Origin of the sequence: Bradyrhizobium vignae (genome assembly GCF_900324035.1) — a bacterium.
GTDB lineage: Bacteria > Pseudomonadota > Alphaproteobacteria > Rhizobiales > Xanthobacteraceae > Bradyrhizobium > Bradyrhizobium vignae.
The window spans coordinates 5,565,148-5,579,474 of record NZ_LS398110.1; the positions used below are offsets into that span (position 1 = coordinate 5,565,148).

A 14,327-nucleotide genomic window follows, 5' to 3' on the forward strand; every position below is an offset into this window, starting at 1 on the left:
GTCCCGGTCGGGCAATTCGCAAGCCTCCGGGACAGGGCAGGAAACGAACAGCAAAAAAGTAAAGCAACAACCAAGAGAGCGTGTGACCATGGACCTCGGGCTCAAATCGAAAACCGCTGTCGTCACGGGTGCGAGCATCGGCATCGGCCGCGCCATTGCCAAGGGCCTGGCGGCCGAAGGCGTGCGTGTCGTCGGCGTGGCGCGCCGCACCGATCTGCTTGCCGAGCTAGTGAAAGAAGTCGGAGGCGGATTGATCACGCCGTTCGAGCAGGACGTGATGGCCAAGGGCGCCGCCGAGAACATCGCGGCCTTCGCGCTGAAGGAGTTCGGCCACGTCGACATCCTCGTCAACAATGCCGGCGGCAGCCGTCCCCTCCCCGTCGACGCGCCCGACGGCAAATGGGACGAGGCGATCGCGCTCAACTTCACCAGCTACCGCCGCATCGCCCATGCGTTGCTGCGGCAGATGATCGAACGCAAATGGGGCCGCATCATCAACATCACCGGCAAGTCCGAGCCGGAAGGCCTCAATGCCGCCTTCGCCGCCAAGGCCGCCGTGCATGCCTGGGCCAAGGGCCTATCACGCGAGATCGGCGCCCACGGCATCACCATCAACTGCATCCCGCCCGGCCGCATCATGAGCGAACAGATCCGCCGCAACTATCCGCCGGATTATCGCGAGCGCTTTGCCGAAGAAGAAATCCCGGTCGGCTATTGGGGCGAGCCGGAGGATCTGGCGGCACTCGCGGTGTTTCTGGCCTCGCCTGTGGCGCGCTACATCACGGGCGCGGTGATCCCGGTGGATGGGGGCTTGCGGAGGTATCAGTTCTAGGGCGGGGCCTCTTGGCCACCGTCTGGCACGCCGCCGACAGTCGGTCTGACCGTCAGCGGCCACTCGGGTCGGGACGGCATGTTGTGCCAGCTGCACTCCCGACGGCCGCATTACCGCCTGACCTCACGGTTTGACGTAGCTCCAGCCCTGCTCCTGCAGCTCCATGACGCGAACGACGCCAGATTTGACGACGGTCGCCTGTGGAATCAGGCTTATGTCCTTGTTCTCCGCCTTACGCATGTTTTCCCGGGTATTGCCGCAGGCTTTGAAAGAGATTTCGGGATGGCTCATCGCGAGCACTTCAATGCGCGGCTTTACCGGCGAAGTGTCATCGCGCAGCATGTGAAGGCCAGGACCAAAGGTGACGACCTCGATCGACACTGCCTCACCGAGGTCGTGGTAGTATTCGGCGACGTTGGTCGCGTTGTTGAGGACCAGGTTCATCATCGCAGGGTCGTTGGAATTGACCTGCAATATGAGCTGATGCGGCTTTTTGTCGATTTCGGGTTTTGTCGCCTGAGCCAGCGCCGCCCTTGTCGCGGTGATTTGCTTGCTCGTGTGAGTCTGCCCCGGCTTGCTCGCCTGCTTCTGGACCGAATGCTTCGGACGGCTCGCTTGGCTCGTCGCGCTCGACTGCGGGATCAACCGGTTGTCCTGCTGCGCCTGCGCGCTCGGTTCGACCAGAAGCAGCATCGCCAGGCCGCTGATGACTGCCGCCGCCAACTTTGGATTGTTCATCTCGTGTCTCCCCTTCCCTGACCATCACCTTGCTGGTCTGGCGACGCTATGTGGCCATTTGCATGCAACCGCCATTTTCTTGCGCACGTTTTCGAATCCGCTGAGCAGGAATTGTCCGTCTTGCGCCGGACCAGTGCGGGTGAAAAGGCGCACAACGATGTGACCATCCTCGGGTAGCGAGCTCAGCAACTTTACGACGTCGCCGCCGAAAGCGACGCCGGAGCCGAATGACGGCGACGCTGCCGTCAATTGCATTGGCGTGTCCGCATTCAGCCGAAAGGAGATGACGTATTCGTTGGCGCTCCGTGACAGCGCCGGTCCGGCGACCGTGACTTCCGTGCGCCCTCGGCGGCAGTGGATCGCGAGTTGCATCGTGCCACCATCCGAGCTGCCGACGGACGAGGTGGTGGCGGTGACGACCGGTGAATAATCGACTGGCGAGGTGGTCTCGCTGATCAGCCAGCCACCGTCTGACGCCCGCCGCCCGGGCGGCGGAAGCTTGCCTGACAGATCTTGCGGACATTCCTGCCGGGCTTGCCCCTCCGTCGCCGAACAAGCCCGAAGTGTTTCCATGGGATCGCTCGTGTTTTGCGCATAAGCGATTCCGCAGGCTACGTTCAAGGCGACGGCTAGCGGAGGAGCGGCACTCTTCATGGCCTCGCCTGTACGCTGCGCGCCTTGCGATCCAGCCATTCCTGCGCGGCTTGGAAGCGGGTGAGCCCGGGGACGGATGCCGCGAGATTGATCGACTGCCATTTCGGATCGAAACCGGGTCCCTGCAGGCGGTCAATTCGCGAGAACAGGTACTCGACGAGGCGCGCCACGCGTTGATAGTGATTTGAGCGCGGCGGCCAGTTGAACGCAACCAGCGCCGTCGGCACCGCGATGGTCGAGACCCGCTCACCTGGCTTGATCAGATTGGGATACTCGTTGGCGTCCAAGGTCGCCGGCAGATAATAGTCCTCGAACTGCCTGTCGTAGTGGACCGGGAGGAACTTGAATCCAGCCTCCCAGCGGCCCCGTACGAAGGCATCGACGGGTTTCGATGTGATGAACACCACGGCCGACATCTCGCCTTTGCGCATCTGTTCCAAGGCCACCTGATGCGGAATGAACGTCTTGTCGACGTCGATGCCGAGACGGCTGAAGATCAGCGGTCCAGAATAGGCGGCTGCGGTGCCCAGCGTGTTGAAGTTCACCTTCTTGCCGGCAAGATCTTGCAGGCTCGTGATTTCCGGTCGCACGAAAATGTGCAACTCGGACGGGAACAGATTGAGCAAGTAGGTGATGCGGCTTTGGATCTGCGGAACCTGAAGCTTGTACTCGTCCAGCGCGTCGGAATTGATGATGGCTGTATCGACACCACGCAAATAGAGCAGCGCATTCAGATTGTCGGTGGCGCCTCGGGTGACGATCGGCAGGAGATGCAGCTCTGCTCCGTCATCGACGACACGGGCCATTTCCGCCGCAAGGCGGATCGGCGCGCCCTCGAGCAGCCCGCCGGCGAGCCCGACTGTCCAGGCGTTCATCCGCTGCTTTTCGCTCTCCTGAGAGAGCGGCCGTCGGACTATTTGTGCATCCGTCTTGGCGGTTCTTGCGGTTTGTGCTTCCAGGCAAGCCGGTTGAAGCAGCATGGCAATCGGCACCAGCGCGGCCAGCAGGAGCGACGAGAGCGACTTTGGCACCTTGTTCATGTTGTTTCTTTCCGGATGACCCACCGCAACCACTCGTTCCAGTCGAAACGCAAAAGCCCACTTTCAGTGATGCAATGCGTCCAGTCGTTCCTTGGCTCCGCGAATACCGCTCCTCTGTGCCTTCGCGTAGAGCTCTCGCGCCTTAGCCGCCTCGCCGCGCGTTCCATAGGCACCCCAGGCGGACAGAACCGCCGGATCATATGTCTCCGCCAGCATGAAGATTGCCTGCGCAATGTTCTTCTCGGCAGCGAGCTCGAGTACAATCCGCGCTGCGCCAATGTTGCCCTGATCGAGCAACGCTCTGGCACGCGGGATCAATCGGGCCTCCACCTCGTCTTGCCCTGGACTCATCGGCGGCTCCGCTGCGATCACGTTCTGCGCCGTCGACGCGATTGTGCCTTCGTTTCTTTGCTCTATCGGGGCGCGCTCATCGATGCGGCGCGATATCGAGGCGCGGTCTCTCTGCCTGGCTTCGGTCCTGCTCCGCTCCTGTTGCAGCGACTGCCGCAGTTCGGCAATCTCTCGATTCGCGGCCTGTCTCTGCTGCGAGACCGCATCGTTCGCCTCGCGCAATTGCCCGTTCAGGATTTCGATGTCCCGGCGCGCTTCCGCAAGTTTGCCCTCCAGCGCGGCAGCCTTGGCCTCTTCGAGGGAACGACGTTGTTGCTCGGCGTTCATCGCTGTCGAACGCGCGGCGTCCGCCTGCTGCACGAGGGCTGCGTTCCTTTCGCGCTCCTGCTGCAGCGACTGCCGCAGTTCCGCGATCTCCCGTCCGGCCGCTTCGCTTTGCTCCGCCGCCGCACCGTCGGCCGCAAGCGATCCGCGAGGTATGCCGGCAAGTTCGCTTGCGAGTGCCGCGGCGCGCGACTGCGCCTCGTAGCGCTCTTGCTCAGCGCTTGCCGTTGCTGCCTGCGCGGCGCTCACCTGCTTCGCCAGGACGGCGCTCTTTTCCTGCTCCTGCTGCAGGGACCACCGCAGTTCGGCGATCTCCCGCGCCGCCGCATCTCTCTGCTGCGCGGCCACCTCATCCGCGTTGCGCGCCTGTGCGATTCGGGTTTCGATTTCGCGGCGGGTTCCGGCAAGTTCGTTCGCGACTGCGGCGCTGCGGGCTTGCTCCTGTTGAAGAGACTGCCGCAGCTCCTCCGCAGCCATTTCCGCTGTGTGCGTGTGCTGGATCGCCTCATCAAGCTCCTTGCGCGCGCCGGCCAGCTCACCGGAGAGTGCGTCGTTGCGCGGAGCGTCTGCGTCGAGCCCTTGTCGAGGTCCCACTGTGCTTGCCGGCATCGCCTGCATCAGGGCCCCCGTCGCTTCGCCTTGAAGGAGTGCTAGCGATCCGCTCGCGATTTCAGGCCGCCGGTCGAGGTCGGCGGCGCTCTCGCGGTCGATGCGCGTCATTTCCGGAATCGTCTGTGCCTTGAACGGGTCGAACGCACCGAGCAGGGCCGCCCCAACGAAGATGAGGGGGACCAGAACGACAGCCGCAACGAGCGAACTGCCCGATTTTGCCTCCACGGGATCGACATCCTCGGTCTCGGGACACCAATGAGTCGGTGACAAGCAGATCGGCGAGCCGTCCTTCGCGACCCATCTACCCGTCTCGGGCAACCGGTGACCGACCTCAACAGCCCCCGCCGCGTCTTCTATCCGAGTGTTCTCTCGCCCCTTCGGTGCAGTATCGATTGATCGGCGCATGGATCACGCCTCTCTCAAGTGCAACTCCAATGGAGCGATCACTTGGCCTGTGCGCATGGTTTCGGTACCCATCAGAACACGCGTAGATAGTGATGCTGCGCCGCGGCAAGGCGCTCAAATTAAATAGATAAATTAACTTAAATCCATATAATTTTGCTCATGCGCAAAAGTCAAATTAAATCGTCGCCGGCGCGGGCTGGCCCCGGCCCGCTCACGCACTCTCTGGCGAACAAAGCAAGCCTCTCTTTATGGGAGCTTTATGGGAGAGCTGCCACTCGAACCTCGCTCGCGAACCACTGACAAGACCGTGGAATGCACTCCGCCTCGTGGCGGCATGAATGCTGCCTCCGTCCTCGACCGACAGCTAAGCAACGAGACACTTGGCTCAGGCCATTAGCAGGTCCTGATGGGGCGCGAAGATGAAGTCCTCGGGCCTGAGCGCTTCCTCGCTATGCACGACCACGTCGTTGCCCGGGCTGAACGTGATCGTACTCTCATGCGTTGCGGGATCGAACTTTGAGATGCTGAGATCACTGAAATCCGCGATGCCGAGCGCAGAGACATCGATGTGATCGGATCCCAAGTTCGACAGCGCCTGCCCGAAATCCTCGATCCTGTCGTGGCCGCTGTCGAAATTGAACACGAACGTATCGTTCCCACCATTGGCGAAGCCGAGCATCACCTGCGCATCGCCCCAGATGTCGTCATTTCCAGTGCCGCTTACCAGCTTGTCATTGCCGCCGCTTGCGTAGTCGGACATCGATTTGGCATCGCCGACGAGAGTGGTTTCGTAGCTGCCCGCCGGATGTGGATTGGGATCATCGCCGCCGACCAGCGTGTCGTTCCCGCCATGCGCGTGGCCCGACATGGTCGACGCATCCCCGTACGCCTGATTGGCGAGCTGGGAAAAGACGTTGCCGCCGATATAGGTGTCGTCGCCGCCGACGGCCTGATCCCCCATGTTGCCGCCGGCATCGCCGTAGAAGACATTTTGGTCTTGCGTGCCCGAAGCCTGGAAGGTGTCATTGCCGCCGTGGGCGCCATCGGACATGTCACCCGCGGCATCGCCATAGAACGTGCTCCCGCCAAGACCGGTCTTGTTGAAGGTGTCGTCCCCTCCGCGGGCCAGACCGGACATGTTCCCGCCCGCATCGCCGGCAAAGACGTTGCGATCGGCGAGTGTCGCATCGCTCGAGTCGTTGAACGTGTCGTTTCCGCCGGCGGCGGAAGCGGACATGTTTCCACCGCCGTCGCCAAAGACGAAGTTGAACGGGTTGATCCCGCTCACAGCAAAACTATCATTACCACCGGCTGCATGGCCGGCCATGTCGCCTCCGGCATCACCATAGAGATGATTGTTGTACTCGGATCCGCTCGCGGTGAAGCTGTCGCTTCCGCCGCGGGCATACCCGAACAGGCTTCCACCGGCGTCGCCATAGAACTCAAAAGTGCTATCCGGTCCGGTGTGACCAACGAAGGTGTCGTTACCGCCGACTGCGCGATTGATCAGATTGCCGCCGGCATCTCCATACACGGCGACGGTTTGGTGCCCGCCACCGGAAACGCCGAAATGATCATCACCTCCACGGGCTTGACCGGCCAATGTTTCGCCTGCGTCGCCATAGGCATTCACTCTCACACCGGGCGTGAAGGCCAGCGGCAGTTCGACATTGAGGCTGTCGTTGCCACCAAGGGCCCGATCCGAGATGCTGCCTCCGGCATCACCGTACATGCTCAGAATGAAAGTCTCGCCGGGGATGATGGCAGACGCCGGCACATCGGCGGACAACGTGTCGTTGCCGCCCAGCGCGTAATCAGAAATGTTTCCGCCCGCATCACCAAACAGGCTTCCGGATCCGGAAGTCAGCAAGGTGTCGTTGCCGCCGACCGCGCGGTCGCGCAAGTCAACGCCGGCATCTCCGAACAGCATGTTGGTCGGATCGGAACCGACCAGTGTCTGGGCTCCGCCGTGCTGTCGGCCCGTGAGTGATCCATTCGTATCGCCAAATAGAATAGCCACGTGCCCCTCCCTCGCATTTGCGGGTTCGTGCAGGATGTGGCGCTAACGTTTACAACGTATCATTTTCTAAATTAAATCACAATTTTTAATAAAATTGAATTAGTCTTTTAAATCAGGGCGGGCGTCAAAATAAGAGCGGGGAACAGCGGTGGTTCAGCCGACGGTCCAGCTCACCCGCCCACCCCCGCTAAAGCCTCGATGACGCTACATCGGAATTCACCCGCACTCGGTAAGCAGTCACGCCTGATCACACCGGATTTCAGCCAAGCACGCTGCGTTCCGGCGGTTACATGACAAAGCCCGTACATCGCATGGAATATAGGCTCGGCGCCGCGAATATGCGTATCTGACCGTGTTCTCGTCGCGTCTCGAAGCCGAGGAGTGACCGATGCGCATTGCATTGCCGTACTTAGGAATTGGCGTCTGCTTGTCTGTTGCAACCTGGTTGGCGCTGGGGCTTCTACTCTAGCGGCGGTTTCCCGCAGACGAATTCGGAAGCGACTTGGGCTCTCGCTCGAAATCACGATCCAGCGGCGGTTTGACCCTTGCCGTCTCCCCGGACCGCGGTCGGGCCACGTCTCCTGCCGTGCGTGTCGGCTATTTCATATTTTTTCAATGAACCTGTGCTAACCGTCATTTAACTAAACCTATAGGTTGAGCCCATTTTGTTTTCGCCCGACGTCGATCATTGTTTAATAGTCACAGTTTAGGGGCGCGTCATGAGTACTCGTGGCCAGGTGTGCGACCGTATGGTGGTTCTGCGTCAGCGTGTCTCGTCACTCAGCTCTCAATTGGCAGAGCTTCAGAACCTGCGTACCCGACTGGAAAAGGCCGAGGAAAGACGAAGCCGCAGACGTTCAAAAGTCACTGGTATCTGGCCGATGCGGCGCCGATTTTGGCAGTAGCGGCGAGTCGACAGTCGCAAGCCCGCCATCGGTGGTCGATCCGACCGTGACGGAAGTGCGTTAGGGGCGACGGCTCTGGGCGTGGCCGCGACGACTATGCGACGTCGACGCGCGCATGCTGGTCCTTCCGAGCGTCCTGCCACGATTTCATCCTGCCAGTGTTTTGCCCGACGGGTCAACTTGATCGCGGCTGCGAATGTCATCGCAAGGCAGTTGGAAAATTCCCTTATAGATCAAGGGCTCTTCTACTGTGCATGGGGTTGTTTTTCGACTTTTTGCTTTGAACGTCGTGACCGGCACCGAAAGCAGGCGAACGGCGCGCTTGCCCTGCCCTTTCCGCGGCGCGTGCGGCATCGGCGCATACACAGCATGCACGCATAAGCCTGTGGCCGGCCGCCGAGCCGTAGTACAGGCATAGCCTGCCGCCGGAGCAACGCGCCAACGCAATGACAATCACGTTACCTGCCGCCGCGCGCGAACCCGCTCCGCCGATCGCCGACGGCGTTCCGGCCGCGCAACGGCGCTGGGCGATTGCCGCGATCTTCACCGCGCTGGCGATGGCTTCGCTCGATACCGCGATCGCCAACATCGCCCTGCCTGCCATCGCCGCCGATCTGCATGTCAGCCCGGAGCAGTCGGTCTGGGTGGTCAACGTCTACCAGATCGCACTGGTGGCGACGCTGCTGCCGCTCGGAGCGCTCGGCGAGATCGTCGGGCATCAGCGCATCTATCTCGGCGGCCTTATCCTGTTCACCATCGCCTCGCTGCTCTGTGCGGTGGCATGGTCGCTGGAGAGCCTCCTGGTCGCGCGCACGCTGCAAGGATTGGGCGCGAGCGGCATCATGAGCGTCAACACCGCGCTGGTGCGCTTCGTCTATCCGGGGCGGATGCTCGGCCGCGGCTTCGGCCACAACGCGCTGGTGGTCGCGACCGCCTTTACCTTCGGGCCCTCGATCGCCTCCGCGATCCTGGCGCTCGGCCCGTGGCCCTGGCTGTTCGCCGTCAACATCCCGTTCGGCCTCATCGCCATCGGCATCGGCTTTGCGATGCTGCCGAAGACGCCGCGCGCCGATCACGGCTTCGACTTTCTCGGCGCGATCCTCGCCGCCGCCTGCCTCGGCCTGTTCATCACCGGCATTGGCAGCGCAGCGCATAACCTGTCGCCGATCGTCGTGGGCGTTGAGCTGGTCACGGCCCTCGCGCTCGGCTTCATCCTGACGCGGCGCCATGCCGAGCATCCCGCGCCGATGCTGCCGATCGACCTGTTCAGCCGTCCGATGTTCGCGCTGTCGGCGGCGACCGCGGTGTGCTCCTTCGCGGTCCAGGGCCTCGCTTTCGTCTCGCTGCCGTTCTATTTCGAGGACGTGCTCGGCCGCTCGCAGGTCGAGACCGGATTCTTCATGACGCCATGGCCGCTGGTGGTCGGCATCATGGCGCCGATCGCAGGCCGCCTGTCGGACCGTCACGCGGTCGGCCTGCTCGGCGGCATTGGGCTGGTGCTGCTCGGCCTCGGCATGGCGCTGCTCGCGACGCTTCCGGCCAACCCCGCCATCGCCGACATCATCTGGCGGATGGTGATCTGCGGCATGGGGTTCGGCTTCTTCCAGGCACCGAACATGAAGGCGGTGATGTCGAGCGCGCCGCCGCATCGCAGCGGCAGCGCCTCCGGCATCGTCGCGACCGCGCGCCTGACGGGACAAACCACCGGGGCCGCGCTCGCCGCCTTGTGCTTCGCGCTCGCCGGACACGACGGTGCGACACTGGCGCTGGCGCTCGGCGCCGGCTTTGCGGCGCTCGGCAGCGTGATGAGCTTCTTGCGGCTTGCGGTGAAGTAAGCCGTCAGGCCGCCGTCACGCCGACAGCCGCCGGAGTGACGGTCTCGTTATCCAGCGCAGCCAAGCGCGCGTCGATGGCCGCGATGACCTTGCGCGAGAACGGTCCGAGATGCGCATAGGCCGCGATCATCTGCACGGCGATGCGCGCCGATGACGTGTCGCGCTTGGCGCAGTTCATGAAGGTCTGCCAGAGCGGCCCCCGCGCCTCGGGAAGGGCGGTGACCACCTTGTGCACCGTCTCCATCGCCCCGAGCCTGGCGCGGATGTCTCCTTCGGCGAGCTCGGCGCGCTGCCGGGAACGGTCGAGCAGTGTCATCAAACGATCGACGCGTGCTGCATAGGCCGCCGGGCTGTAGATGTGTTCCAGCACCCGCTTGTAGTCCAACAGGATGTCGCGCAGCGGGCGGACCGGATCGAAGTTGATGCCGGCCGTGCACTGATCGGCGCCGATGGTCGGCGCCACGTCGTGGCCCTGATGCAGCCGGCCTTCGCGCTCGAGCCGGCGCGTGAGCTGCGTGTTCGGCAAGGCATAGAGCAGGCCGACCATGGCGACGGGAATCGCCGCCTCCTCGATGAACTCGATCATGGACTCCGCCATCGAGACACTCTCGTTGTCGAAGCCGACGATGAAGCCCGCGGTGACCAGCATGCCGGCGGCGTAGATCTTGTGGATGCTCTCGGCGATGTTGCGCCGCGTATTCTGCTTCTTCCGCATCGCGACAAGCGTCGCCGGGTCCGGACTTTCGATGCCGACGAAGATGCCGAAGAAATTCGCCGCGCCCATCAGCTCCAAGAGTTCCGGATCGTCGGCGAGGTTGACCGAGGCTTCCGTGGAGAATTCGAAGGGGTAGCCGTGCGCACGCTGCCATTCGGCGAGCCTTGGCAGGAATTGCCGCAGCGACTTCTTGTTGCCGATGAAATTGTCATCGACGAAATCGAGATGGCCGCGGTAGCCCATCTCGTAGAGCGTCTCGAGCTCGACGAACATCTGCTCGATCGTCTTGGTCCGCGGCACGCGCCCATAGAGCTCGATGATGTCGCAGAATTCGCAGGTGAAGGGACAGCCGCGTGAATACTGGACACCGAGATAGAGATAGTCCTCGAAATTGAGCAGGTCGAAACGCGGCACCGGCGTCTTGGTGACGTCGGCCTGGAATTTCGGCGCGGTGAAGACGCCGGACCGCGCACCACTTTCCCAGGCCGCGATGAATTGGTCGATGACGCTCTCGGCCTCGCCGAGCACCTGGAAATCGGCCCGCTCATAGATGTGGGGGCTCGAGGTGGGATCGGGGCCGCCGACCACCACCGGCTTGCCAGCCGCGCGGCAGAGCTCGATCAGGCGCAGCGTGTCGGCCTGCTGCGGCAACATTCCGCCGGTGAAGACGACATCGGCCCAGGCAAGATCCTCGTCGCCGAGCGGTGCCGTGTTGCAATCGATCAGCCGGACCGTCCAGCTCTGGGGCAACATCGCGGCAACGGTGATCAGGCCCAAAGGGGCGGCGGGACGCTTGACGCCCATCACTTTGCAGGATTCGCCAAAGCTCCAGAAGGACTCTGCCGAGAACAGCGGGTAGAGCATCAGTACGTTGCAGGGACTCGGCACGTTCATGGAACTCCTGTTGGCGGCGGGGCAGTGTACCAAAGTGCCCTCATCTTGCACCCCGGCAAAAAGGACAAACTGTGGCCTCTGCACGGCAATCCGCCCCGGACGTCGCTTCAAGCCGCGGATTGGCGCCCACGAAAAGGCGTCAACCCGAATCGCTCGACAAGGGATGAGGCAAAACAACGCGCCGGTCCATCCCCCAAGAGCGACGCAATGCATTCCAGCCACCCCTCGGACTGTTGATTTGAACAGTTCCAGTTTGCCGGACACATTGCGCCCCTGAGTTCAATCGGTGGATTGGGCCAATCAGGGGACTGCGATGGCAAACCTAACAATCAACGGAAAAACCCTCACCCTCGACGTCGAGCCGGATACGCCGCTGCTCTGGGCGATCCGCGAGAACGCCGGCCTGACCGGCACCAAATACGGTTGCGGCATTGCACAATGCGGCGCCTGCACGGTTCACATCGACGGCGTAGCGATGCGCTCCTGCGGCCTTTCGGTCAGTGAGGCCGAGGGCAAGAAGATCACCACCATCGAAGGGCTCGCATCCGGGGATTCGCTGCACAAGGTGCAGGAGGCCTGGATCGCTCAGGACGTGCCGCAATGCGGCTATTGCCAGAGCGGCATGATCATGGCGGTGGCGGCGCTCTTGAACGAGAAGCCGAAGCCGACCGACGCCGACATCGACGAGGCCATCACCAATATCTGCCGCTGCGGCACCTTCCAGCAGGTGCGCGAGGCGATCCACACGATCGCAAGCGCTTAAAGGAGCCGCCCCATGAACAAGCACGTCTCGCTCCAAATGAACCGCCGCGCCTTCGTGATCGGAAGCGCCACCCTGGGCGCCGGCTTGGCAATCGGCCTCGACATCCCCTTCGGGGGCCCTGCCGTGGTCCGCGCCGCCGACGGCTCGCCCGAGATCGGCGCCTGGGTGGTGGTCAGGCCCGACGACACCGTGGTGATCCGCATCGCCCGCTCCGAGATGGGCCAGGGCTCGCTCACCGGCCTTGCGCAGCTCGTCGCCGAGGAGCTCGAATGCGACTGGACCAAGGTCACGACCGAATATCCGACCCCCGGCCAGAGCGTGGCCCGCAAGCGCGTCTGGGGCGATTTCTCCACCGGCGGCAGCCGCGGCATCCGCTCCTCGCAGGACTATGTCCGCAAGGGTGGCGCCACCGCGCGCGTGATGCTGATCCAAGCCGCCGCCGACGCATGGAAGGTGCCGGCCTCCGAATGCACGGCCGCGAACAGCGTCATCACCCATACGCCCTCGGGCCGGACCACGACCTACGGCAAGGTCGCCGAGGCCGCGGCGAAGCTGACGCCGCCGGCGGACGTCAAGCTGAAGGATCCCAAGGACTGGAAGCTGATCGGCAAGGGCGTGAAGCGGCTCGACACCGTCGACAAGACCACCGGCGCCATGGTCTACGGCATCGATGTCAAGCTGCCGGGCGTGCTGAACGCCGCGATCAAGGACTGCCCGGTGTTCGGCGGCAAGCTGAAGAGCTATGACGAGGCCAAGGTCGCCGGCATGAAGGGCGTCAAAAAGGTCGTCACGGTCGGCGACACCGCGGTCGCCGTCGTTGCCGACACCTGGTGGCACGCCAAGACCGCGCTGGAGGCACTGCCGATCACCTGGGACGAGGGCGACAACGCCAAGGTCTCCAGCGAGTCGATTGCGAAGTGGCTGGCCGAGGGGCTCGACGATGCGCAGCCGGCCTATGTCGGCAACAAGAACGGCGACGCGAAAGCCGCGATCGCCGGGGCCGCAAAGAAGGTCGAGGCCGTCTACAGCTATCCCTACCAGAACCACGCCACCATGGAGCCGATGAACGCCACCGCGCTCTACACGGCGGACAAGTGCGAGGTCTGGTGCGGCACGCAGAATGGCGAGGCGGCCTTCGCGGCAGTGCTGGAGGCGTCCGGCCTGCCGGCCGAGAAGTGCGACGTCCACAAGGTGATGCTCGGCGGCGGCTTCGGCCGGCGCGGCCAGACCGACTATGTTCGCCAGGCCGTCATGATCGCCAAGCAGATGCCGGGCACGCCGATCAAGCTATTGTGGTCGCGCGAAGAGGACATGGCGCACGGCAAGTATCACCCGGTCACGCAGTGCAAGATGACCGGCGCCTTCGATGCCAACAACAATCTGATCGCGCTGCACTACCGCCTGTCCGGGCAGTCGATCCTGTTCTCGCTGCGCCCCGAAGCGCTGCAGAACGGCATGGATCCGGCAGCGTTCCAGGGCGTCGCCCAATCGGGCGAGGCCGCGTTCGGCTATTCGGTGCCGAACCTGTTGATCGAGCATGCGATGCGCAACCCGCACGTTCCGCCGGGCTTCTGGCGCGGCGTCAACGTCAATCACAATGCAATCTACATGGAGTGCTTCATGGACGAGCTGGCCCAGGCCGCAGGCCAGGACCCGCTCGAATTCCGCCGCAAGCTGATGGGCAACCACCCCAAGCACCTCGCTGTGCTCAATGCGGTTGCCGAGAAGATCGGCTGGACCACGCCGGCGCCGCAGGGCGTCTATCGCGGCATCGCGCAGGTCATGGGCTATGGCAGCTATGTCGCCGGCGCCGCCGAGATCTCCGTGGTCGACGGCAGCAAGATCAAGGTGCATCGCATCGTCGCCTCCACTGATCCCGGCTACGTCGTCAATCCGGCGCAGGTGGAGCGACAGGTTGCCGGCTCCTTCGTCTATGGCCTCTCCGCGCTGTTCTATGGCGGCTGCACCGTCAAGGACGGCAAGATCGAGCAGACCAACTTCGACACCTACAACTCGATGCGTATCAGCGAGATGCCGAAAGTGGAGACAGTGATGGTGCCGAGCGGCGGGTTCTGGGGCGGTGTCGGTGAGCCGACCATCGGCGTCGCGGCGCCGGCGGTGCTCAATGCGTACTTCGCCGCAACCGGCAAACGCATCCGTTCGGTGCCGCTGCGCGATCAGAACATCACCTTCGCGTAAGAAGAGCTGCGGCGGCCACGCCGGCCGCCGCTGCATTTTC

Annotated in this window: 10 protein-coding genes; 4 read left to right on the top strand and 6 right to left on the bottom strand. The window is 63.2% G+C overall.

Features of this window, described 5'->3' with window-relative positions; translation table 11 throughout:
• Positions 1-88 precede the first annotated feature (88 nt).
• Entirely contained in the window at positions 89-832 is a 744-nt protein-coding gene (locus BRAD3257_RS26990; protein WP_122404401.1) for an SDR family NAD(P)-dependent oxidoreductase, read from the top strand.
• Between the two features lie 123 nt (positions 833-955).
• Here BRAD3257_RS26990 and BRAD3257_RS26995 read toward each other — a convergent pair whose 3' ends face one another.
• The 5 genes from BRAD3257_RS26995 to BRAD3257_RS27015 all read right to left on the bottom strand — a co-directional run bounded on the left by BRAD3257_RS26995 (position 956) and on the right by BRAD3257_RS27015 (position 6,976).
• The gene (locus BRAD3257_RS26995; protein WP_160118846.1) at positions 956-1,570 is read right to left on the bottom strand and encodes a DsrE family protein; all 615 of its coding nucleotides are present in this window, start codon (positions 1,568-1,570) and stop codon (positions 956-958) included.
• Between the two features lie 24 nt (positions 1,571-1,594).
• Positions 1,595-2,224: a hypothetical protein gene (locus BRAD3257_RS27000; protein ID WP_244607692.1), complete on the bottom strand. Its 630-nt coding sequence runs from the start codon at positions 2,222-2,224 to the stop codon at positions 1,595-1,597.
• Complete coding sequence (locus tag BRAD3257_RS27005; RefSeq protein WP_122404403.1) at positions 2,221-3,264, bottom strand: TAXI family TRAP transporter solute-binding subunit; 1,044 nt, start codon at positions 3,262-3,264, stop codon at positions 2,221-2,223. Before BRAD3257_RS27005 ends, BRAD3257_RS27000 begins: the two co-directional genes overlap by 4 nt.
• 63 nt (positions 3,265-3,327) lie before the next feature.
• On the bottom strand, positions 3,328-4,956 hold the full coding sequence (locus tag BRAD3257_RS27010; RefSeq protein ID WP_122404404.1) for a coiled-coil domain-containing protein: 1,629 nt from the start codon (positions 4,954-4,956) through the stop codon (positions 3,328-3,330).
• Positions 4,957-5,341: 385 nt separating this feature from the next.
• Positions 5,342-6,976, bottom strand: a complete 1,635-nt coding sequence (locus tag BRAD3257_RS27015) for a calcium-binding protein (RefSeq protein ID WP_129145173.1) — start codon at positions 6,974-6,976, stop codon at positions 5,342-5,344.
• A 1,351-nt stretch (positions 6,977-8,327) separates the two neighbouring features.
• On the opposite strand from BRAD3257_RS27015, the gene BRAD3257_RS27020 reads away from it, so the two are divergent.
• Complete coding sequence (locus BRAD3257_RS27020; RefSeq protein WP_122404406.1) at positions 8,328-9,716, top strand: MFS transporter; 1,389 nt, start codon at positions 8,328-8,330, stop codon at positions 9,714-9,716.
• Positions 9,717-9,720: 4 nt separating this feature from the next.
• Here the strand turns inward: BRAD3257_RS27020 and BRAD3257_RS27025 are convergent, their stop codons facing one another.
• Positions 9,721-11,325 carry a B12-binding domain-containing radical SAM protein gene (locus BRAD3257_RS27025; protein WP_122404407.1) on the bottom strand — a complete coding sequence of 535 codons (1,605 nt, stop codon included), beginning with the start codon at positions 11,323-11,325 and terminating at the stop codon, positions 9,721-9,723.
• Between the two features lie 313 nt (positions 11,326-11,638).
• Here BRAD3257_RS27025 and BRAD3257_RS27030 point away from each other — a divergent pair, with 313 nt between their 5' ends.
• Both BRAD3257_RS27030 and BRAD3257_RS27035 read left to right on the top strand, forming a co-directional pair.
• The gene (locus BRAD3257_RS27030; protein WP_162500386.1) at positions 11,639-12,088 is read left to right on the top strand and encodes a (2Fe-2S)-binding protein; all 450 of its coding nucleotides are present in this window, start codon (positions 11,639-11,641) and stop codon (positions 12,086-12,088) included.
• 12 nt (positions 12,089-12,100) lie between these two features.
• A complete protein-coding gene (locus BRAD3257_RS27035; RefSeq protein WP_122404409.1) occupies positions 12,101-14,287 on the top strand; it encodes a xanthine dehydrogenase family protein molybdopterin-binding subunit in 2,187 nt (728 codons plus the stop codon).
• The last annotated feature ends 40 nt before the right edge of the window (positions 14,288-14,327 follow it).